The organism is Ilumatobacter coccineus YM16-304, from assembly GCF_000348785.1.
GTDB classification, from domain to species: domain Bacteria; phylum Actinomycetota; class Acidimicrobiia; order Acidimicrobiales; family Ilumatobacteraceae; genus Ilumatobacter_A; species Ilumatobacter_A coccineus.
In genome coordinates this window covers 2790130-2810895 of sequence record NC_020520.1, presented here as the reverse complement: position 1 = coordinate 2810895, position 20766 = coordinate 2790130, and the positions used below count along the sequence as shown (strand labels likewise).

At 68.3% G+C, this 20766-nt stretch carries 14 protein-coding genes; 5 read left to right on the top strand and 9 right to left on the bottom strand.

Features of this window, described 5'->3' with window-relative positions:
- Positions 1–40 precede the first annotated feature (40 nt).
- The 3 genes from YM304_RS12635 to YM304_RS12625 are packed head-to-tail and all read left to right on the top strand — an operon-like array spanning position 41 to position 6461.
- Positions 41–1090 carry an NAD-dependent epimerase/dehydratase family protein gene (locus YM304_RS12635; RefSeq protein WP_015442084.1) on the top strand — a complete coding sequence of 350 codons (1050 nt, stop codon included), beginning with the start codon at positions 41–43 and terminating at the stop codon, positions 1088–1090.
- Positions 1087–5337 carry an alpha-(1->3)-arabinofuranosyltransferase domain-containing protein gene (locus YM304_RS12630; protein ID WP_015442083.1) on the top strand — a complete coding sequence of 1417 codons (4251 nt, stop codon included), beginning with the start codon at positions 1087–1089 and terminating at the stop codon, positions 5335–5337. Before YM304_RS12635 ends, YM304_RS12630 begins: the two co-directional genes overlap by 4 nt.
- Entirely contained in the window at positions 5334–6461 is a 1128-nt protein-coding gene (locus tag YM304_RS12625) for an acyltransferase family protein (RefSeq protein WP_015442082.1), read from the top strand. The genes YM304_RS12630 and YM304_RS12625 overlap by 4 nt, the downstream gene beginning before the upstream one ends.
- A gap of 20 nt (positions 6462–6481) precedes the next feature.
- Here the strand turns inward: YM304_RS12625 and YM304_RS12620 are convergent, their stop codons facing one another.
- The 9 genes from YM304_RS12620 to YM304_RS12580 all read right to left on the bottom strand — a co-directional run bounded on the left by YM304_RS12620 (position 6482) and on the right by YM304_RS12580 (position 18669).
- Complete coding sequence (locus YM304_RS12620; protein ID WP_015442081.1) at positions 6482–7033, bottom strand: hypothetical protein; 552 nt, start codon at positions 7031–7033, stop codon at positions 6482–6484.
- Positions 7034–7165: 132 nt separating this feature from the next.
- Positions 7166–8617: a protein adenylyltransferase SelO gene (locus YM304_RS12615; protein WP_015442080.1), complete on the bottom strand. Its 1452-nt coding sequence runs from the start codon at positions 8615–8617 to the stop codon at positions 7166–7168.
- 20 nt (positions 8618–8637) lie between these two features.
- Positions 8638–10608, bottom strand: coding sequence for a hypothetical protein (locus YM304_RS25415; RefSeq protein ID WP_015442079.1), 1971 nt, complete (start codon positions 10606–10608; stop codon positions 8638–8640).
- Between the two features lie 10 nt (positions 10609–10618).
- On the bottom strand, positions 10619–12070 hold the full coding sequence (locus YM304_RS12605) for a bifunctional glycosyltransferase/class I SAM-dependent methyltransferase (RefSeq protein ID WP_015442078.1): 1452 nt from the start codon (positions 12068–12070) through the stop codon (positions 10619–10621).
- Between the two features lie 25 nt (positions 12071–12095).
- A complete protein-coding gene (locus YM304_RS25410; RefSeq protein ID WP_015442077.1) occupies positions 12096–13232 on the bottom strand; it encodes a bifunctional glycosyltransferase family 2/GtrA family protein in 1137 nt (378 codons plus the stop codon).
- Entirely contained in the window at positions 13232–14980 is a 1749-nt protein-coding gene (locus YM304_RS25405; RefSeq protein ID WP_015442076.1) for a hypothetical protein, read from the bottom strand. The genes YM304_RS25410 and YM304_RS25405 overlap by 1 nt, the downstream gene beginning before the upstream one ends.
- Positions 14977–16857, bottom strand: coding sequence for a hypothetical protein (locus tag YM304_RS12590; protein WP_015442075.1), 1881 nt, complete (start codon positions 16855–16857; stop codon positions 14977–14979). The genes YM304_RS25405 and YM304_RS12590 overlap by 4 nt, the downstream gene beginning before the upstream one ends.
- Positions 16854–17591 carry a polyprenol monophosphomannose synthase gene (locus YM304_RS12585; protein WP_015442074.1) on the bottom strand — a complete coding sequence of 246 codons (738 nt, stop codon included), beginning with the start codon at positions 17589–17591 and terminating at the stop codon, positions 16854–16856. Before YM304_RS12585 ends, YM304_RS12590 begins: the two co-directional genes overlap by 4 nt.
- Before the next feature lie 103 nt (positions 17592–17694).
- The gene (locus tag YM304_RS12580) at positions 17695–18669 is read right to left on the bottom strand and encodes a class I SAM-dependent methyltransferase (RefSeq protein WP_154723442.1); all 975 of its coding nucleotides are present in this window, start codon (positions 18667–18669) and stop codon (positions 17695–17697) included.
- Here YM304_RS12580 and YM304_RS12575 point away from each other — a divergent pair.
- Both YM304_RS12575 and YM304_RS12570 read left to right on the top strand, forming a co-directional pair.
- On the top strand, positions 18668–19018 hold the full coding sequence (locus tag YM304_RS12575) for a hypothetical protein (RefSeq protein ID WP_041299786.1): 351 nt from the start codon (positions 18668–18670) through the stop codon (positions 19016–19018). The two genes, YM304_RS12580 and YM304_RS12575, sit on opposite strands and share 2 nt — an antisense overlap.
- A gap of 272 nt (positions 19019–19290) precedes the next feature.
- A complete protein-coding gene (locus YM304_RS12570; RefSeq protein ID WP_041298274.1) occupies positions 19291–20754 on the top strand; it encodes an HNH endonuclease signature motif containing protein in 1464 nt (487 codons plus the stop codon).
- The last annotated feature ends 12 nt before the right edge of the window (positions 20755–20766 follow it).

The window sequence follows — 20766 nt, the reverse complement described above, 5'->3', positions numbered from 1 at the left end:
CTTCCATGTCGACGACGTGGCCGAGCAAGCAGTTGCAGAAATGACCCGGTACTTGGTCACGGGTGGTTCGGGGTACTTCGGGGCGCTGGTGGCGCACCGGTTGCACGCGGCTGGGCACGACGTTCGGGTGCTCGATCTGAACGATGCCGACGATCGTCCGGCGAGCGTGGAGTTCGTGCAGGGCGATGTGCGCGATCGGGCGGTCGTGCGCGACGCCGTCGACGGTGTCGACGTGGTGCTCAACAACGTGGCGCAGGTGCCGTTGGCGAAGGACGAGGAACTGCTGCGCACGGTCAACGTGAACGGCACGGTCAACCTGCTGCGGGCGTCGGCCGATGCCGGCGTGGCCAAGGTGATCCATACCTCGTCGAGCGCGGTGTTCGGTGTGCCGAAGGCGAATCCGGTGTTGCCGACCACGATCCCGTCGCCGATGGAGGCGTACGGTCACGCCAAGCTGGCTGCCGAATGGGCGTGTCTGGCAGCGGCGCAGGATGGACTCGACGTGTCGATCGTTCGACCGCGCACGATTCTCGGGCACGGCCGGCTCGGCATCTTCGGGATCCTGTTCGATTGGATCGCCGACGGTCGTGATCCGATCGTGCTCGGCGATGGCAGCAACCGGTATCAGTTCGTGCACAGCGACGATCTCGCGGACGTGTGCGTGCTGGCTGCCCAGTCGGAAGGTCCCGACGTGTTCAACGTGGGCACCGATCGGTTCGGCACGATGCGCGAGACGCTGGAGGCGCTGTGTCGGCATGCCGGCACCGACGCCGTGGTGCGGTCGCTGCCGATCGGCCCGGCGTCGCTGGGTATGCGGCTCACGGCTGGTCTGGGCATCGCCCCGTTCGCGCCGTATCACTGGATGATGTATTCGAAGTCGATGTGGTTCGACCTCGACCATCTGCAGGAACGGCTCGATTGGGCGCCGACGTGGTCGACCGACGACATGTTCGCGCAGAGCTACGACTGGTTCTTGGAGCATCGGGCGCAGACCGACGACGCCTCGGCATCGCATCATCGTCGCAACGCGAAACAGGGTGTGCTCGGGCTCGTGAAGCGGGTCTCCGGCGTGCTGCCCAAGGCCCGATGAGCGAGTTCGTCGCCTGGGTGCGTCGTCGGCAGACGGCGATCTCGGTGGCGATGCTCGCAGCGCTCGCGTACCTGCCGGCGCTCACGGCGGCGCCGGGACGCATGCCGACCGACTCGAAGCTGTACGTCTACCTCGACCCCGGCCGCTTCATCTCCGACACGACCACCACGTTCGACGCCCGCCAGTTCGCCGGCTGGGTGCCGCATCAGCACATCGCGTATCTGTGGCCGACGGGGCCGTGGTACTGGTTGTTCGAGTCGCTCGGATTCCCCGACTGGATCGCACATCGCCTCTGGATCGGCACGTTGCTGTTCGTGGCCGGCCTGGGCGTGCGCTGGATGTGTCGGGTGTTGGGATTCGCTCCGCTGGCAGCGCTGGTCGGCGCGCTGGTGTACCAACTGTCGCCGTACATCCTCCCCTATGTGTCGCGTACGTCGGTGCTGCTGTTGCCCTTTGCCGGTCTCGGTTGGATCGTCGGGTGCACGATCCTGGCCGGTCAGCGCGGGCGCTGGCGCCACCCAGCGGCGATCGCGCTGATCGTCCTGACGGTCGGCGCGGTCAACGCCACCGCGCTCGCGATGGTGATTCCGGCGCCGGCCCTGTGGCTGGTTCACGCGACGTGGAACCGATCGATCTCGTGGCGTCGAGCCGCGGCGACCGCCGGACGCGTGGCGCTGTTGTCGACCGGCGTGTCGTTGTGGTGGATGGTGATGCTCGTCATCCAGGGCCGGTACGGCGCCGACGTCTTGGCGTATTCGGAGTCGCTCGAGTCGGTGTCGTTCACGTCGACGTCGACCGAAGTGACGCGAGGGCTCGGCTACTGGCTGTTCTACGTACGCGATGCCTTCGCCGCCACCACGACCGCTTCGATCGATCACCTCGTGTCGGTGAAGGTGATCCTGGCCGGGTTCGTGCTGCTGTCGGTCTGTCTCGCCGGCGTGGTCTTCGTCCGATCACCACATCGCCGATTCGCCGGGCTGCTGGTCAGCGCCGGGGTGATCCTCGGCGTGGGCGTGCACCCGATCGACGACCCGTCGCCGTTCATGGACGTGCTCGTCGGCGACGGCGAGACGGGTCTGGCGTTGGCGCTGCGCAGTTCCACCCGAGCCGTGCCGGTGTTGCTGATCGGCCTGGCGATCGGTGCAGCGTCGCTGGTGACAGCAGCCGGGACGCGCCGCTTGTTTCTTTTCGACCCGGTCGAAAAGAAACAAGCCGTGGCGCGCGTGGGGGTGGCGGCGCTGGTCGGCGTGCTGGCGGTCGTGAACCTGCCGGCGTTGCGGACGGGCGGGTTCGTCGACCCGGCGCTCGAACGTGATCAGTCACCGCCCGACCACTGGTTGGCGGCAGCCGACGCGCTCGACGAGAAGCCCGATGGCTACCGCGTGCTGCAGGTGCCGGGCACCGAGTTCGGAGCGTTCGAGTGGGGGTACACCGTCGATCAACCGCTGCCTGGCCTCACCGAGCGACCACTCGTCACACGTGACCTGCTCCCGCTCGGGAGCCCCGCCGCCATGGATCTGGCCTTCGCGCTCGACGATCGGATCCAGGAGGGCACGCTCGACCCGCAGTCGGTCGCGCCGATCGCTCGGCTGCTCGGTGTCGACACGGTGTGGGTGTCGGGTGACGTCAGTTTCGATCGATTCGGCCTCGCTCGACCGGAGGTCGTGACCGACGTGCTCACCTCGGCACCGGCCGCACTCGGAGGGCTGAGCGAGTCGACGTCGTACGGCGAGCCCACCGCGATGCCCGGAACGATCCCGACCCTCGATGCCGAGGCCTTGAGCGATCCGCGGATCGGGCAACCCATTGCGCCCGTGACGCTCGTCGATGTCGACGACCCCGTCCCCACCGTCCGCGTCAAGGACGAGGTCGTGCTGCTGTTCGGCAGTGGCGACGGTCTGTTCGATGCCGCTGCAGCCGGCGTGATCGACGGCTCGGAGGCGATCATCTACGCAGCGAGCGACGTCGACGGCGTCGACCCGACCCGATTGATCCTCACCGACTCGAACCGCGACCGGGCCCACCAATGGCGGAGTTCGCAAGACGTGCAGGGCTACACGGAGTCGGCCGATCCCGACGATGGTGTGCTGCGCTACGAGCCGGCTGATCAACGGCTTCCGGTGTTCGGCGACGCTCCTGCCGCTCCAGGTTCACAGACGGTGTCGGTGCAGCGAGGGCCGGTCACCGCACGGGCGAGCGCGTACGGTGAACCGTTCGCGTACCGTCCCGAAGATCGCCCGGTGATGGCGATCGACGGCGATCTCTCGACCGCCTGGTTGGTCGCCGATCGGGCTCCTGCCATCGGCGAGTTCATCGAACTCGAGACGCAGGAGCTCATCGATCATCTCGATCTCCGCCAGCCCGATCTCGTCGCCGGGTCGCGCACCATCTCCGAGGTCGCTGTTCGTCTCGACGGCGTGGAAGTTGCTCGCGTGCCGCTCGACGACCGCTCGTTCGTCGGCGCGGGCCAGCGCATCGACCTCGACGTCACCCGGTTCGACCAGTCCGCCGACATGCACCGGGTCACCATCGAGATCACCGGCACGAACACCCCGCAACCGCCGATCGCCGAGGCGATCGGCGCCGTCGGCTTCGCCGAGATCGGCACCGGCCTCGACCCGACGATCGAATGGATCCAGGTGCCGACGCTCACAGCCGTCGAGGCTGGCGCTGACGTGCCCATCGACATCGTGTTCACGCGGCTCCGCACCGAGGCCACCGACCCGTGGCGCTCCGACCCGGAACCCGCGCTCCGCCGTATCTTCGACACGGGTCGCAGCATCGACACCGATGCCGAGATCGACGTCACCCTGCGGTTCGACCAGCGCTCGGGTGGGAGCTTCCTCGCTGCGGTGCTCGACGAGTCGGTGTCCGACAATCGCCACCTGACCGGCGCCCCGACCGCACGAGGCGCGTCGGCATTCGACGGCGACCGGTCGACGTCGTGGATCACACCGTTCGACGCGGCCGTCGGGAGTTCGGTCACGATCACTGCGAGCGGAACCGCCACCGAGTTGGGGATCACCCAGCCCGAAGGTTCGTACAGCCCGATCACGCGCGTGCGACTCGATGATGGTGCCGGCCCGATCGAGGTCGACGTGGTCGGGTCGGTCGTGCCGCTCCCCCGCCCGGTCGATCTCGCTGCGCTCACGATCGAGATCGTCAGCGTCGACGAACAGATCACCATCGACCGCCGCTACGCCGAGCCGTTCGTGTTGCCGGCGGCGGTCGCCGAGTTCACGTTCGACTATGTAGGGCTCGGCGTCGAACCGGTGCAGCAGCTCGCCGCCACCTGCAGGACCGACCTCCTCACGGTCGACGGCGCACCCGTCGGCCTCAGCTTCGAGGCAACCCTCGGCGAACTCCTCGGTGCAGCTCCGATCTCGGCCACCGTCTGCGGCGACGTCGAGTTCGGCTCGGGGGTGCACGAACTGGCCAGCACGCCCGGCGCGCTCACCGGCTTCCACGTCGATCGCATCATGATCACCGAGTCCGGCCGTCTGGATCGTCTTACCGAGCCGGCCACCGCCGCCGAGGCGGTCACCGACTCCGGCATCGACCCGACGGCGACCGTGCTCGTCGACTCGTCACGCCGATCGCGCTCGATCGAGGTGCCGGCGTGCCCGAGCGGTTGCTGGGTGATCGTCGGCGAAGGCTTCAACGAGGCGTGGTCGGCGAGTGCCGAGGGGCGTGATCTCGGTGTGCCGACGCTGATCGACGGCAACGCGAACGGCTGGTGGCTCGACGCGACCGACACGCCGACACGAGTCGAGGTCGAGTGGACGGCGCAGCAACCGTTGAACATCGCCTTTCTGCTCAGTGCGCTGTTCGCGCTCGCGTGCATCGGCCTGATCGTGTGGGATCGTCGACGTGACGACGACCCGGCACCGGTGGTGCCGAAGCTCGCGATCGCCGGTGCCTCGAACTCCGGGTTCGACCGCCCGGTCGTCGTCGGTGGCCTCGCCGCACTGCTCGGCGGCGGCTTGTTCATCGGCTGGGCCTGGGGCGTGGCGGCAGGCGCGGTCTGGGTCGCCGCAGCCGCGGCGCGCCGTGTTTGCCTGGTCGGATGGTTGGGCTGGGCGATCGTGACCGGATCGGGTCTGGTGGTGACCTGGGTGGTCCGTGCCGACCGGCCGTTCCCCAACGCCGGATGGCCGGTGCGGTTCGAGTGGCTGCACGGCTGGACGCTGCTCGGCATCGTGCTCATCACGTGCGCGGCGCTCGTTCCCGATCGCGACGAGACGTGAGCGACCGGACGATCGCCTATCAACCGGCGCTCGACGGGCTGCGAGCACTGGCCGTCATCGCCGTCGTGCTCTATCACGCCGGAGCGACATCGGGTCTCCCCGGACTCGCCCCGGGCGGGTTCCTCGGCGTGTCGGTCTTCTTCACGCTGTCGGGCTTCCTGGTGACCACGCTGCTGATCCGGCTGTCGTCGTCGCCGTCGGGCCTCGACATCCAGCGCTTCTGGACCCGACGCGTGAAGCGCCTCGTCCCCGTGTCGCTGACCATGGTCGTGCTGGCGGTGCTGCTCTCCTCGCGGTACTGGGCGGGGATGCAGGCCGGCGATGCAGCCGCTGGCATCTTCGGCTACACGAACTGGCACGTGATCGGCTCCGGCGAGGATGCGCTGTTGCGTACGATCGTCGGCCCGCTGGGCCCGTTCTGGTCGCTGGCGGTTGAAGAGCAGTTCTACGTGCTCCTCACCGTCGCCGTGCTGCTCGCTTGGCGCACGGCCCGCCCCATCCGCACGTTGACGATCGTCGTGGTGAGCGGCTGGTTGGTGTCGGTCGCGGTGCAGATCGTCACCGCGGGTCCGCAGTTCCGGTTGGAGTTCGGCACCGACGCACGGGGAGCCGAACTGCTGGCCGGCTGTGGTCTGGCACTACTGCTCCACGTCCGCCCGACGGTCCTGATCGACCGGGCCAAACTGCTGGCACCGGCCGGTGCGGCGAGCCTCGGCATCCTCGTCGTGCTGGCGGCGACCACCGACTACGACCCGCCATGGTTGCTCCGCGGCGGATACGGGGCGGTGTCGCTCGTGTCGGCGGTGCTGGTCGCCTCGTTGATGATCCCCGGCCCGCTCACCCGAGCGCTCTCCACGCCGCCCGTCGTCGCGGTCGGGCGGCTGAGCTACTCGTGGTACGTGATCCACTGGCCGGTCATCTTGATCGTCAACCGCGAGATCGACACGCTCGACCGATGGGCACTCGTCGGCGTGAAGGTGGCCGCGTCGCTCGCGGCGGCGTTCGTGCTGCACCACGCCGTCGAGCAACCGCTGCGCCGTGTCGACGCTGCCCCGTCGAAGGTCGGCGCCGTGTGGGCGGGATCGACCGTCGCGGCGCTGCTGCTCGCCCTCGCGATGCTCTGAGCACCCGGCCGGAACGACGCTCAGGCCGGAACGGCTGGTCGGCCGGCGTGCGGAAGCGTCCAGGCGGCGAGGGCCGACAGGTGTCGACCGTCGACCGTGAGTGCGTTCACGTGGGTCGGTGAGACCCAGAGCGCCTGGAGTGCAGTCCAGTCTCCGGGACGCACGAAGTACGGGTCGATCGCCTCGTCGGAGCGGTACATCCGGCCGTTGTCGAGATCGAGGGTCCAGACCACGTCGCGAGCAGCAAGTCGCACCATGCCGGCACCGATGACGACCACGGCGCCTCCGTCGTCGCCGATGCATGGCGGAACGGTCGTGCTCAGTGGCCGGCGGGCGATGAGTTCGTCGCTCGCGGTGTCGGGGTCGAGATCGATCATCACCGTCGACCCGGCGGCCACGGCCGAGGCTGCGGCGACCACGAGGACCTCGGTGGTCTCGAGGTCGAGTCGTTCGGGTGGACAGATGACGAGATGTTCGCCGAACATCGACACCGTCAGGTCATCGTCGACCGTTCGGTCGTCGACGCCTGGTCGGCTCGTCGTGGAGTCACTGGGGTCGGGGAATGGGCGCATCGTTGACACCTCCTCAGGTCCCAACAGAGCTTGGCAAGCTTGCTTGACGAGATCGCAACAGGTCTGTGCGATTCGTGCGCGTTCGGTCTCGTCGACGATCTTGGACGAACGGGGAGCCGCTGACCTGGGTGTTCAGGTCCCGCAGAACGTGCGGTAGCGGCCGAAATCGGCAGGAGCCGGTTGGGCGTAGCGTTCCATGCCGGGCTGCAGCACGTACGGCTCCCCGAGCACCTCGGTGAGCTGCTCGGCGGCCGTGAGATCGCCGTCGACCGCTGCGGTGAGAGCCTCTTCGACCAGGTGATTTCGCGGGATGTAGACCGGGTTGACGGCATCCATCGCGGTGGCGGCGTCGGTATCGACGTGTGGTTCCCACCGGTCGAGCCAAGCGTCGATGCCGGCGAGGTCGACGAACTGCAAGCGCACCGGTTCGCGATCGCCGCGGGCGGCCGACGACAGCGAGCGCCAGCAGGTGGTCCAGTCGACGTGGTCGGCAGCCATCAGCGCCAGCAGACCGTCGAGGAGTTCGGGCACGTCCGGCACGTCGGCGGTGTCGGCGTTGAGCCCCAGCTTTGCGCGCATGCGCTCGCTGTAGCGGCGCTCGTACACGTCGGGGAACGTGCGCAGCGCGTCGGTGGCCGCCTCGATCGCCGCGTCCTGATCGGGGTCGATGAACGGGAGCAGCGGTTCGGCCAGGCGGGCCAGGTTCCACTGGGTGATCTGGGGTTGGTTGCCGTATGCGTAGCGACCGCCGTGGTCGATCGAACTGAACACCGTGGCGGGGTCGTAGGCGTCCATGAAGGCGCAGGGCCCGTAGTCGATGGTCTCGCCCGAAATCGTGACGTTGTCGGTGTTCATCACGCCGTGGACGAAGCCGAGCGACATCCAGGTGGCGACGAGCGACGCCTGCGCGTCGAGCACGGCGTGCAGGAAGGCGAGCGCCGGGTTGTCGGCGTCGGCTGCGTGGGGGTGGTGACGAGCGATGGCGTAGTCGAGGAGCCGTTGCAGCAGCGACGGATCTTCGTGCGTGGCGGCGTACTGGAACGAGCCGACGCGCAGGTGACTCGACGCGGTGCGGACGAAGATCGCGCCGGGCAGCAACGTCTCGCGGGCGACCTGTTCGCCCGTCGCAACGGTTGCCAGTGCGCGGGTGGTGGGCACGCCGAGCGCATGCATCGCTTCGCACATCAACTGCTCGCGCAGCATCGGCCCGAGGGTGGCCTTGCCGTCGCCGCCGCGGGCGAATGGGGTGCGACCCGATCCCTTGAGGTGGATGTCGTGCCGCTTGCCCGACGGGTCGATGTGTTCGCCGAGCAGGAGGGCGCGGCCGTCGCCCAGCCGTGGTGAGAAGCCGCCGAACTGGTGCCCGGCGTACGCCTGGGCGACCGGTTCGGCGCCGTCGGGGACCGCGTTGCCGCACAGGATCGCGATGCCGTCGGGAGTCCGCAGGAAGGCGGGCTCGAGCCCGAGCGATTCGGCGTGCGCGTCGTTCAGCGCGACGAGCGAGGGGTCGGGGGCGGTGTCGGCGTTCCAGCGCTCGTAGAGCCCGGGCAGGTCGCGGACGAACGAGTTGTCGAAGTGGAACACGCTCTCGACGCTAACGGTGGTCAGCCGTCGACGAGAACGTCGATCGCTGCGGACTTCAGCAGCGTGTCGCACAGCGGCGTGTGGCGCGACGCAGCGGCGTCGAGCGCCGGGGCGATCCCGGCATCTACCGACTCGGTCGCATCGCCGGGCAGGAGGTGGCCGGAGCCGGCGACCTCGATGAACGTTTCGCCGGTGATCGGGTCGGTGAGGATGCGGTAGTCCACCGGGAGCCCCGACTCGACAGGGATCGTGAGCACGTCGGGGTCTGCCGGCGTCGAGTACACCGCTGCGAAGCCACCGACGCTCAACGAGAGCAGGTCGATGGTCCAGGCCGAGGTCTGAGCGAGTCGGACGGGTCCGTCGGCCACGTCGGTGACCGTTCCCGACGTCTCGAAGATGCCTGGCGCACGTTCGAGGGCGACCCAGTTGCCCTGCTCGGCGATGTAGACACCCGCGCATCCGTCGGCGATGCCGACCCGACCGTCGCGCGGGACGGGCGAGCCGGGCGCGGTCGGCTCGATACCGACGTCGCCGCCACCGAACACCGCTCGGTCGATGTCGGACCGCAGCTCGGTGAAGCCGGGAGTTTTCGACTCGAGGGTCCAGGTGGCGAGCGCAGCGTTGACCCAGGCACCCCACACGACCAGCACGACGCCGATCGCCTTCACGGCACGTGTCCGGTCGAGCCTCGCCACGATCCACACGCCGACGGCTCCGGCGGCGATGAGCGGCGGGAGCATGTCGATCAGGTAGCGGTTGGCGATGAAGCCGATCATGAACGTCGGGATCGCACCGATCGTTGCGCCGGCGACGAGCGTGAGCCAGGTCATGGCGCGGTGGCGGAGCATCCAGATCGCGCCGACGATCGCGAGGGCGAGGAGGAGGGTGGCGCTGACGATCAGCGACGAGGCGGGCGTGACCGTCTCGACGTCGATGGAGCCGTAGTTCTCGGCGAGCGGACCGAACCGGATGCCGGGCACGAGGCGTTCGAAGCGGATCGTGTCGGGCCGTAGGTACTGAGCGAGCGTGGTCGGCAGGAAGTGCGGGCTGAAGAAGCTGCCACCGGTCGTCTCGAAGAAGGCGGCGCGAGTCGGGTCGGTGAGCGACAGGAGTTGGCGGTCACCGGGCACCGAGAGGAGCGTGCCGAACTTGGCGACGTTGACGACCGCGTAGGCCGCGAGCGGTGCGATGCCGCCTGCGATCGGCAGCCAGGTGTCGTGGCGTCGAGCCGAGTCGCTGGCTCGGGACCGGCTGCGCCAGGCGAGGATCAGGCCGATCAGGCCGAGCGACATGGCCAGGCCGAGACCGATCGGCGCACGTGTCATGGTGGTGGCGAGCACGGCGCCACTCCCCCACAGCAACGTCCGTCGGTCGGTGAAATTATCGGCTGCCCATTCGGCGAGCAGGGTGATCGAGACGACGGCGAGCGCCAGCGCCCAGATCTCGGTCTCGTGGTACACGCTGATCCAACCCGACGCGAACAGTGCGGGCGAGAAGAGCACGGCGCCGACGAACAGCGGAATCACCCAGGTGTCGCGGTCGGCGTCGTGTGCGTCGGAGGCGGTGTCGGCGTCGTGAGTGGTGGCGGAGCGGACGACACGGCGGCCCGCTACGGCGAGGCGCGCCGACCAGCGACCGAGCACGACGAGCGCGATGAGCATCGACAGTCGCACCATCCGTCCGACGAAGAGGTCACCGAACAGCGCCAGCGGGACGCGCACGATGGCGAGGAACGGGCCGTAGTACAGGTACGTGTTGCCGTCGATCAGGAAGCCCTCGGGTCCGGGAACCTCCGGGCGGACGGCCAGCCGGCCGCGGATGAACGAGCGGGCCTGCTCGTCGTAGAAGTCGGCGCTGAACCCGGCCTCGGCGAACAGGTTCCACGGTCGCCACGAGGTGGAGATCAGCCAGAACAGGGCGACGGCAAGCGCGATGACCGTCCAGACCGCCCGGTCGGCACGGGAACGCTGGGAGTCGACCGCCTCGGTCACGAGCGGCCCATCAGGACGAGACGATCGGACCGTCCACGGCGTGCGGCGCCGCTTCGAGGCGGACGACGAACTGGTAGGCGAACATCGTCGGCCAGACGCGGGTGATCACCTTGTCGACCACACCGGCGGTACGCCCCACGGCTCCGTCGACGCCCAGCACGTCGAGCGGCAGCCCGGCGTAGCGCTCGGCGGTGGTGACGAGACCGGTGTGGGCGACGGTGCGGCGGAAGCTGCGACGGGTGAAGAAGCGCATGTGTGTGCGATCGAGAATGCCGCGCTGGTCGTAGTCGAACAGGCCGGCGGCGGTACGGGCGCGCGGGTACCAGTGGCCGAAGTTCGGCACGCTCGCCAGAATCATGCCGGTCGGGGCCATGCGTCCCGCCAGGTCGGCGAGCAACACGTCGGGGTCGCGGACGTGTTCGATCACGTCGGCGGCGATCACGACGTCGTAGTCGGTGCCGACCTCGTCGGGGAGGCCGCCCTCGACGTCGGCTTCGAAGAACGCGTCGGTGCGTTCGGTGACACCCTCGGTGGTGGTGATGTCGACGCCGGTGACGTGATGGCCGCGGTGACGCAGTTCGGCGGCGACCCAACCGGGGCCGCAGCCCACGTCGAGGATGCGCAGCGGTCGGTCTGTGGCACCGGGGACGAGTTCGAGCACGATGCCGTGTGAGCTGTTGGTCGACGGCTTGTACTCGTACGCCTCCCGCTTCTGACCGAGTTCCCCGCGTCCGAACCCCGCTTCGCCCAGACGGTGGCGGACGGTGTCGATCATGATGTTCTTGGCGTAGGCGATGCCGTTGACGCGAGAGATCTCGTCGCCGTAGTAGGTGGGGATCGGTACTTCGGCGATCTTCTTGTCGGCGCCGAGGAGTTGCAGGATGATCTCGGTGTCGAAGTCGAAGTCGTCGCTGTTGCCGACGAAGTCGAGTTCGGCGAGCGCCGACGTGCGGTACGCCCGGTACCCGGAGTGCCACTCGCTGAGTCCGGCACCCGTGATGGCGTTCTGCGCGGTGGTGAGGATGCGGTTGCCGACGAACTTGTACATCGGCATGCCGCCGCGGCGGGCGCCGCCGCGATCGAGCATGCGCGAGCCGAACACGGCGTCGGCGTCACCGTCGACGATGGGTGCGATGATGTCGGGCATCTTCTCGGGGGCGTACTGCCCGTCGCCGTGCAGCAGCACGACCACGTCCCAGCCGTGGTCGATCGCGTAGCGGTAGCCCGCCTTCTGGTTGCCGCCGTAGCCGAGGTTCTTGTCGTGGCGGATGATCGTGAGCGGCAGGTCGTCGTCGATCGAGGCGTGGTAGTCGTGAGCGACGTCGAACGTGGCATCGGTCGAGTGGTCGTCCATCACCAGCACTTCGGCGAGGTCACGCCGCAGATCGGCGGGGATGCGATCGAGCACCCACTGCAGGGTCGATTCGGCGTTGTACGCGACGACGAGCACGCCGACCTTCACGACATCCTCCTTGCCGGTGTGCTCCTCATCGGTAGACCCATCGCCGCAAGAATACAAAGCGCAGCAGCGCCGCGGCGGCCCACGTGATGCCGAGTACGAGGAGTTCGGCACCTCGGTTGCCCGACACCGCCGCGAGCGCGAGGCTCGTGCCGAGCAGCGAGAGCGCGAAGACGACGAGGGTGGAGGCGAGTCGCCAGGTGCGGTCTTGGTCGCTGCGTCGTCGGAAGGTCCAACGCCGGTTGGCCCAGTTGTTGCCCAGCGCGGTGGCGGTGACGCCGATGACGTTGGCCCACACCGCACCGATCTCGTCGCGGAGGGCGAGGAAGATGCCGAGGCTGATCAGGGTCGACACGACGCCGATCACGCCGAACGTGACGGTCTGGCGGCCGAAGTCGTCGGCGAGCGGTTGGCGTTGGAGCGTGCCCAACTCGACGTTGGCCTTTCCCCGGATGAAACGGCCGACCATCCGCCGGACGCCGCGGAGGTCGTCGAGCGCGGTCGACGTGATCGCCACGCGGCTGTCGGGGTCGTCGATCCAGTCGACCGGCACCTCGTGGACTCGCAGCCCGTTGTGTTCGGCGATCAGCAGCAGTTCGGTGTCGAAGAACCAGGCTTCGTCTTCGATCGCCGGCAGGAGTAGGCGGGCCACGTCGGTGCGCACGGCCTTGAAGCCACACTGTGCGTCACGGAAGCGCACGGCGAAGATGAGCCGCAGGATCAGGTTGTAGCAGCGCGAGATCAGCTCACGCTTGGGGCCTCGGGCCACCACCGAGGCCGACGAGAGGCGCGACCCGACGGCCACGTCGGAGTGGCCGCTGATGAGCGGTGCCACGAGCGGTAGGAGCCCGGTGAGCCCGGTCGAGAGGTCGACGTCGGTGTAGGCCACCACGTCGGCGTCGGATGCCTGCCACGCCGCTCGGAGCGCGCGGCCGCGGCCCTTCTGATCGAGGTGGAGGTGAGCGATGCGTGAGTCGTCGGCGGCGAGCGAGTCGGCGATCTCGGCGGTGCGATCGGTGGAGGCGTTGTTGGCGATGACGATGCGCCACTCGAACGGGAACGAGGTCTCGAGGTGATCGACGAGCCGGGCGATGCTGCTCGCCAGGATCTGTTCTTCGTTGTAGACCGGCACGACGATGTCGACCGTTGCGAGGGAGGCGGGCATCAGATGTCGAGGCCTTCGACGATGGCGCCGGAGCCGGCGGGAAGGAGGAACACCGCGACGGCGCGGTCGGTGATGTCGTCGACCGTGTACGGGCTCACGTCGCCGTCGTGGAAGGCGATCCGTTCGACGCCGTCGATCTCCTCCACCGCTGCGGCGCCCGCTCTCACGAAGATGATCGTACGAGTTCCGCCATCGGTCGGATCGGATGGGTCGGCTCGACGATCCGGGCCGAGTTGACGCGACAGCGAGGTGTTGTCGACGACGAGATCGATGCCGTGCTCGAGCAACTCCGCCATGACCGGAGCGGTGTACGGCTCCGCGAAACCGATGCCTTCGGCATCGAACAGGACCGGGCCGAGATCCTGCTCGTCGAGGTGGTCGTCGAGTTGTTCTCGCAGATCGGCGACGGAGTCGTAGGTGGCTTCGAAGTACACGGGCCCCGAGCGGTTGGCGTGGACCGGCAGGGTCGCGAGCAGTGCGACGACGGCCACGACGCCGAGTCCGGCGAGCGTCTGGTGGCGGCGGGCTGTGGTGAGCCCGGCGAGCACGGCCATGGCGAGCATGTAGGTGGCGAACGCGCCGATGACCCAGAGCCAGCGGACCTTGTGCGGCGAGAGGCCGAGGATGTCGATCGGGGTGATGACGATCGTGATCGAGGCGACCACGAGTGCCGTCGTGAGCGTGGCGAAGCCGGCGACGACGTGCTGGGCCCCGGCGCGACGGGCGATACGCCAGGCGAGGACGAGGAGGGTGACCATCACGGCGAGCCCGATCATCGAGGGCAGCAGTGTGCGCAGACCCGGCGCATCGATCTGGAGACCGTCGGCGGTCACGGTCTGGGTCGAGCCGGGGATCGAGTCGTCGTAGCCCGGTCTCCCCCACCACGGCGGCAGGGCGAGTACGGAGCCGAGCAGCCGGATGCCGAGGGCGAGGCCGGTGCCGGTGTTCTCGACGGGTTCGAAGTCGTCTCCCCCGCTGGTGCCCGCCGTGATGACGCGGCCGAGGTTGCCTCGACCCGGCCCGAAGAACTGTTCGTAGAGCGGCTGTGCCCAGAGCACCGCGATCACGGCGACCGACAGCAACGCTGGGCGGCGAAGCTCGTCGATGCGCTCGCGGTGCGCCCGCACCGTCACGACGGCGGCGAAGCCGAGCAGGACGGGGACGATGATGATGTAGCCCATGTGCGTCTGCATGGCGAACGAGCCGACGCCACAGGCGAGCGGAAAGAGGCCGATCTCGCCCGACACGATGGCCCACACCGTGCACATGACGACCCAGAACGGGAGCACCAGCACGTTCGGCTGCCACGGGTCGTAGAGCAGTTCGCTCCCCAGTGTCCAGACGATGCCCGCCGTGACGGTGAGCGCTGTGATCGCTGCGGTCATGCCGCCGGCGCGGTGCGTGACGTGGCCGACGAGCCACACCATCGCGATGTGCAGCAGGGCCACGGCGATGGCGATCCCCGCAGCTCCACCGAAGAGTCGGAGTGGCAGTGCCACGAGATCGAAGATCAGCGGACCGGGATGGTTGACGTCGATCCCCGAGCTGATCGATGCCGACGACCACGTGCCGAGGAACGGGTGGTCGCCGGTGAACACGTCGCGGGCGCGCAACTCGATCAGCGCGTTGTCGCCGACCGGTTCGTACCCGCGGGCGATGCCACGGATCGCAGAGAACGCGATGACGAGGCTGGTCGCGGCGGCCAGCGAGTGCCATGCCCACCGACGGAGGAAGTCGGCCGGGCTCACTGCGTCACGCCGGGCGGGCCGATGAACACGGCGGTCTGCTGGCCGAGGCGGATCATCTGACCGCTGATGGTTCGTGCCTCGTTCGAGATGCGCAGGTCGACGTTGAGTCCGAACAGGTTGGTGTCGATGAGCGGCACGAGGTCGTCGAGTCCGTCGGCTTCGAGCGCAGCGATGAGTTGGTTGGTGAGGTCGTCGTAGTCGGCTTGCTCGGCGTCGCTTCGAGGCTCGCTGAACGCGACCTCGACGACGCGGTCGTCGGCACGCCACTGGTCGACGAAGCCGCCGGTGGCGAAGATCACCTCGGCGGTGATCGGATCGCCGGCGATCGCCCGGGTCGGGGTGATCGGCACGGTCCAGTAGTCGTAGGTGCGCGCATCGAGCCCGGCTCGTTCGAGTTCGCTGACGAGGCCGAACGCCTGGCTCCCGAAGAAGTAGGCGTCGTCCCATTCCACGACGTACGTGCCGTCGGGGCCGGTCGCCTCGCCGACGCCAGCCGTGAGTGCGGCGATGGTCGGTTCGACGAGTTCGCCGAGCGTGTCGCTCAGGTGTTCTTCGGGGTGTTCGGTCGACGGAGCGAGCGCGACCATGCTCACGGTGCAGATCACCGCGGTCGCCGACGCCACGCCGACGAGATGGCGTTGCGACACGATCGTCGCGTGCTCGGGGCGATGCGCCCTCCACCAGGCCACTGCGGTCCAGGCGATGGCGACGAGGAGCACGGCGGTCGTGGTCCACGCCCAGAGCGTGAGATAGAACCAGCGCAGGCCGAAGATGCGTGACATCGACGCCAGCGACAGCAGCAGGGTGATGCCGACGACGAGGTGGAGTTGTTGGAGCGGGCGGTGCCCGATCCGGCGCGACACGACGGCAGAACCGACCCACAGGACGAGCACGATGGCGCCGGCCCAGATCGGACCGTCGGGGTCGAATCCGGCCTGCAGGAAGCGGCTGTTGCCGGTGAGCAGTTTGCCGAAGCCATTGACGACGTCGAGGTGGCGCAGCAGGAGCCGGAACCCGGCGGCGGTGCCGATCGGTTCTTCCGACGGTGAGCCGAAGTGGTCGAGCAGCCGCTTGATGTTGCCGGGATCGCGCCGGATCTGGTCGACGAGCGGTGCCAGCCACAGCAGAACGAACACGCCGACGGTGGCGAGCACCGCGGTCGGAGGCCGAGCCGGGTTGGGGCCTGCGTCGGCGTCGGTATCTGAGTCGGTGCGGCCTCGCCACCAGCGCACCAGCACGACGCCGATGGCGATGAGGCCGAGGCCACCGGCCATCAGGAGATACGGGATGTGGGTCTGAGCGGCGAACGAGGCGGCGATCACCAGTGGCACGAGCATGGCGTGGTCGCCGCAGAACACCGCCCAGGTGGCGAGCAGGATGACGAGCCAGGCGAGCAGCGGCATGTACGGGTTCCACGGCTGGATCAGCGTGGTGAGGCCGTAGCCGCGAATCAGGATGGCGATCGTCGCCGCCACGGTGGCGAGGCCGACCATGCCGAGGCGCCGGTGGCCGATCCAGAGTGCCATCGACACCCACACGAGCTGGACGGTGACCGTGGCCGCCTCCATCGCCCAAGCGGAGCTGCCGAAGAGGCGGTAGCCGGGTGTGAGCGCCCAGAAGCTGAGCGGGCCGGGGTGACTCCCCTGCTCGGGGAGCTCGCCGATGCGTCCGGGTAGCCCGATCAGCGGGGTCTGGCGGGTGCCGACGTCACGGATGCGGAACTCGGTCATCGCCAGGTCGAGCACGGGGTACCAGCGACGTCCGGCGAGCGCGATGACGGCGACGATCATCGGCAAGGCCACGCCCACGACGGTCAGGGCGATCACGGCAGGCGACGGGAGGCGGCGGTTCGCCACCTCCTCGCCGGTGGTGGTCATTGCTGCTTGCGGCGGCCGGTGAGCCGACGGAACCGGTCGCCCACGCCCCACCCGGTGACCAGGATCATCGATTCGACGATGATCCGACCCGACATCTTCGACTTGCCCGCCGTGCGGTCACGGAAGATGATCGGGGTCTCCTCGATCACCGCACCGTGCTCGGTGAGCCGGCGCACGAGTTCGGTCATGAAGGCGTAGCCCTCGGCCTCGGTCGACGTCGGGTCGATGGCGGCGAGCTTGTCGGCTCGGTACGCCCGGTAGCCCCCGGTGCAGTCGCGCGGCGCCACACCGAGAATCGTTCGGGTGTAGGCGTTGCCCCACTTCGACAGCAGCTGGCGGCGGACCGGCCAGTCGGTCGTGCCACCACCCGTGACATAGCGCGAGCCGATCGCGAGGTCGGCTCCGTTGGCGATCAACTCGAGCAGATCGGGGATCCGATCGGGATCGTGCGAGAGGTCGGCGTCCATCGTGATGATGACGTCGTAGTCGTCGGCGAGGACCTTCGCGAACCCATCGCGGTAGGCGCTGCCGAGCCCGCGCTTGCCCGGTCGGGGCAGCAGCGAGATCCGTCCGAGTTCGTCGGCGAGCTCCTCGGTGAGCGCGCCGGTGCCATCGGGGCTGTCGTCGTCGACGACGAGGATGTCGGTGGTCGGCGCGGCCTTGCGGACCTTGCGGAGGAACCGATCGATGTTTGCTGCTTCGTTGTATGTCGGAAGCACGACCACGCTGCGCATTCGGATCCAGATCCTAGCTCCGCCGACCTCCCCGTCCCGCGACCTCCTGGCAGACCGCCCGCAGGGAGCCGCACCCTCGGTATCTGCGCCACGACGGGCGTGTTCAGGCCTCCGGCCGGCCGAGGATGAAAGTGAACGCTGTGTCGTGGGTTGTCGCTGGGCTGCCGTCCGCCTGGTGGACCGAGCGCGTGACGAGCCCGGCATCGGCGGCCATGGCGGCAAACCGATCCTGCTCGAACCAGTGCAGTTTCCACGACCGGTCCACGACCTCATGATCGGTGCCGTGCAGGCGTTCGTAGCGAAGTGCGGTCGTCTGGACCCGGGTTGCCTCGTCCCGAACGATGGCGACGACCGTCAAGCGCATCACGACCCCGTCGTCGGTGACGTGCTCGCGAATCTGACCGACATCGGATTCGGCCGGCGACACCGGAACGAAGAGCGGGACCAGTGCTGATCCGCCAGGGCGGAGGTGTTCGGCCATCCGACCGAGGGCGGCTTGCGCTGTTTCGTCATCGGGCAGGAGATTGAACGTGGCGCCGGCGAAGTAGATCGATCCGAACCGTCGATCGAGCTTCATGCCCTCGAACGTGGCGTGATGCAGCGTGACATCGATGCCTCTGTCGCTCGCCGCGGCGCGGCATCGTTCGAGCATGTCGAGCGAGGAGTCGAGACCCTCGACCTCCAGGCCACGCGCCCGCAGATCGAGCAGCGGATCGCCGTCGCCGCACCCGAGTTCGAGCGCCGGTTGACCTGAACGCTCGACGAACCTCGCGTAAGGCTCAGGATCGAACGTCTCGGCACGGAGATACCGGTACAGCTCGGCCACGAGACCCGTGTAGAAGTCGGACGCCGCCGGCGGACCAGAAGTCACCGCTGCAGTCTGCACGATCCGCTGGCGCCATGCCCGCTGGTTTACAGGATCGAGGCAAGCCTTCGAGGCAACCACTCCCGAGCGGACCTGGTCGATCGCATGCGCGACACGACGTGCCGATCTCCAGCGGGGGCGTGCGGCGCAAGTTGGCGCGTTGTGCGTGCCTGTGAGCGGACGGCGTGCCGGTTTGGCCAGAATGCCGGGCATGTACGGAGTCCCGCAAGACCTTGACCTGTCAGCGGTTGCGGGTGAGTTCACCACCCAGGTCCGCGTCGGCCAGTACGACCTCCAGTTCACCTTTGGCTCCGTGAACTTCGCTGTTCAGTCTCAGGTCAGCGTGCTCGACGGCGAGCGAGTTGTTGCCCGCTGGAGCGAGGGAGTCTGGCCCGAAGCCGGATTTTTCGACGTCATGAATGCCGCGGTGGTGGGGTGGACAATCGGCCCCGACCGGATCGATCTTGACCTCGAGAACGGTCTCTCGCTGCGGTTCGTCGACGATTCGGAACAGTACGAGACGATGCAGATCAGGATTGGCGACGACCTCTGGGTGATCTGAGAACAGCCGGTGGGCCTGGGCCTTGACGTCGAGCGCGACGCAAGCTCGCGCCTGCCGATCAGGACGACCGATGGGCGATCGTCCAGACTCACCCGCTGTCCGGCAACCTGAGCGCGTTCAAACGTGGGACGCACCTTCGGGTGACGACTCACCACGCCACCCCGAGAGAGAGGCAGAGGACGGGCACGAGAGAGTCGCCGGACGCCAGACAGACGTGTACCTTCCCCTGCGCAGGTGTTGCTATCGAACACCTGTTCGACTACACTGGACTCATGTTCTCGGAGGTGGTCGAGTCGTTGGTCGGATTGTCCGACGACGACGTGGTCGCTCGGATCGAGGCGAATGAACTCGAGCGCCGTCGGCTCGACGCCGAGATGGCGGCGTTGCTGGCCATCGCCGATCGCCGCAACATCGCCGGTTCCGAAGGCCATCGATCGATGACCGGGTTCTGTCGGGCGCGGCTCAACTGGTCGACCGCTGAGGCGACCCGTCGGATCGGTCAGGCGAAGGCGGTCGATCACGTCGCTGATCTGGGCTCGCTGTGGTACGACGGCCGTTTCGGTGCCGCCCAAGCCACGAAGCTGTCGATGACGTACGGGAACCAGCGTGTGCGTGACCAACTCCCCGAGTTCGCTCCGATGCTGCTCGACAACGCAGAGCACCTGCCCTACTCCGACTTCGCTGCCATGGTCGACCATTTCGAATCGCGAGCCGATGCCGACGGCGCTCACGATGATCGAGATGCACAGATCGAGGGTCGCCGGGCGCGTGTCGTCGACGTCGGCGGCACCCTCGACATCCGTGCCTCGGGCGGCGACGGGCTCACCACCGCCGAGATGCTGGCGATTCACGATCACTTCACCGAACTCGAGTACCAGGCCGACCTCGAAGCCAGGCGGGCCGAGCACGGCGGGTTCGCCGACGGATTCGCGCTGGCACGTACCGACCGGCAACGCCGCTTCGACGCGCTCGTCAACCTGTTCCGCACGGCGATGAGCGCCAACGCCGCCGGCGTCGCCGCCGTACCGGCAGAGCCCGTGGTCAACATCGTGATCGACGCTCACACCTGGGGGCGCATGCTCGCCGATGCCGAACTCTCTGCTCGCACCGGCCTCGACGGACGGCCTGTCGACCCCTTCACCGGCCTCACCGCCGACGCCAGCCGCGAACTCCTCGCCGACGCCACCGCACTGTCGGGCAGCGTCTGCGAGACCGTGAGCGGCGTGCCGTTGCACGGGCACGACGTGTTGCGTGCCGCACTCGCCGGACACATTCGCCGCACCGTGGTCGATGCCCGACGTGTGGTGATCGATCAGGGACGCAAGCAGCGCCTGTTCACCGGGAGCGCTCGACGTGCCGCGAAGATGCTGATCCGGCACTGCGAGCACGCCGGGTGCGAACTCCCCGCCGACTGGTGCGACGTCGACCACATCGACGAGTGGGACCGTGACGGCGGAGCGACCGACCAACGCAACGCCGCCGTGTTGTGCGGCCATCACAACACCGACAAGCACCGGCGACGATGGCGAACTCGGCGAGCCACCAACGGCCACGGCTACACGATCCGGGCGGACGGCACCATCGTCCTGCCCGTCGGCGCCAGACCGCCCGACTTTCCCGTCGATCACGACCATGACGAAGACGACGATGACGACGCCATCGATCCGGCAGAAACCGCTCGACTCACCTCGCTCGCCCGCTACCGCATCGACGCCCTCGCCCGAGCCACGGCCTGACGACCGCCCGCT

Excerpts from the sequence above, each read along its gene's own strand:
- YM304_RS12635 (WP_015442084.1), top strand. The coding sequence starts at position 41 with ATGACCCGGTACTTGGTCACGGGTGGTTCGGGGTACTTCGGGGCGCTG.
- YM304_RS12630 (WP_015442083.1), top strand. The coding sequence starts at position 1,087 with ATGAGCGAGTTCGTCGCCTGGGTGCGTCGTCGGCAGACGGCGATCTCG.
- YM304_RS12620 (WP_015442081.1), bottom strand. The coding sequence starts at position 7,033 with ATGCGCCCATTCCCCGACCCCAGTGACTCCACGACGAGCCGACCAGGC.
- YM304_RS25410 (WP_015442077.1), bottom strand. The coding sequence starts at position 13,232 with ATGCCCGCCTCCCTCGCAACGGTCGACATCGTCGTGCCGGTCTACAAC.
- YM304_RS12590 (WP_015442075.1), bottom strand. The coding sequence starts at position 16,857 with ATGACCACCACCGGCGAGGAGGTGGCGAACCGCCGCCTCCCGTCGCCT.
- YM304_RS12585 (WP_015442074.1), bottom strand. The coding sequence starts at position 17,591 with ATGCGCAGCGTGGTCGTGCTTCCGACATACAACGAAGCAGCAAACATC.
- YM304_RS12575 (WP_041299786.1), top strand. The coding sequence starts at position 18,668 with ATGTACGGAGTCCCGCAAGACCTTGACCTGTCAGCGGTTGCGGGTGAG.
- YM304_RS12580 (WP_154723442.1), bottom strand. The coding sequence starts at position 18,669 with ATGCCCGGCATTCTGGCCAAACCGGCACGCCGTCCGCTCACAGGCACG.
- YM304_RS12570 (WP_041298274.1), top strand. The coding sequence starts at position 19,291 with ATGTTCTCGGAGGTGGTCGAGTCGTTGGTCGGATTGTCCGACGACGAC.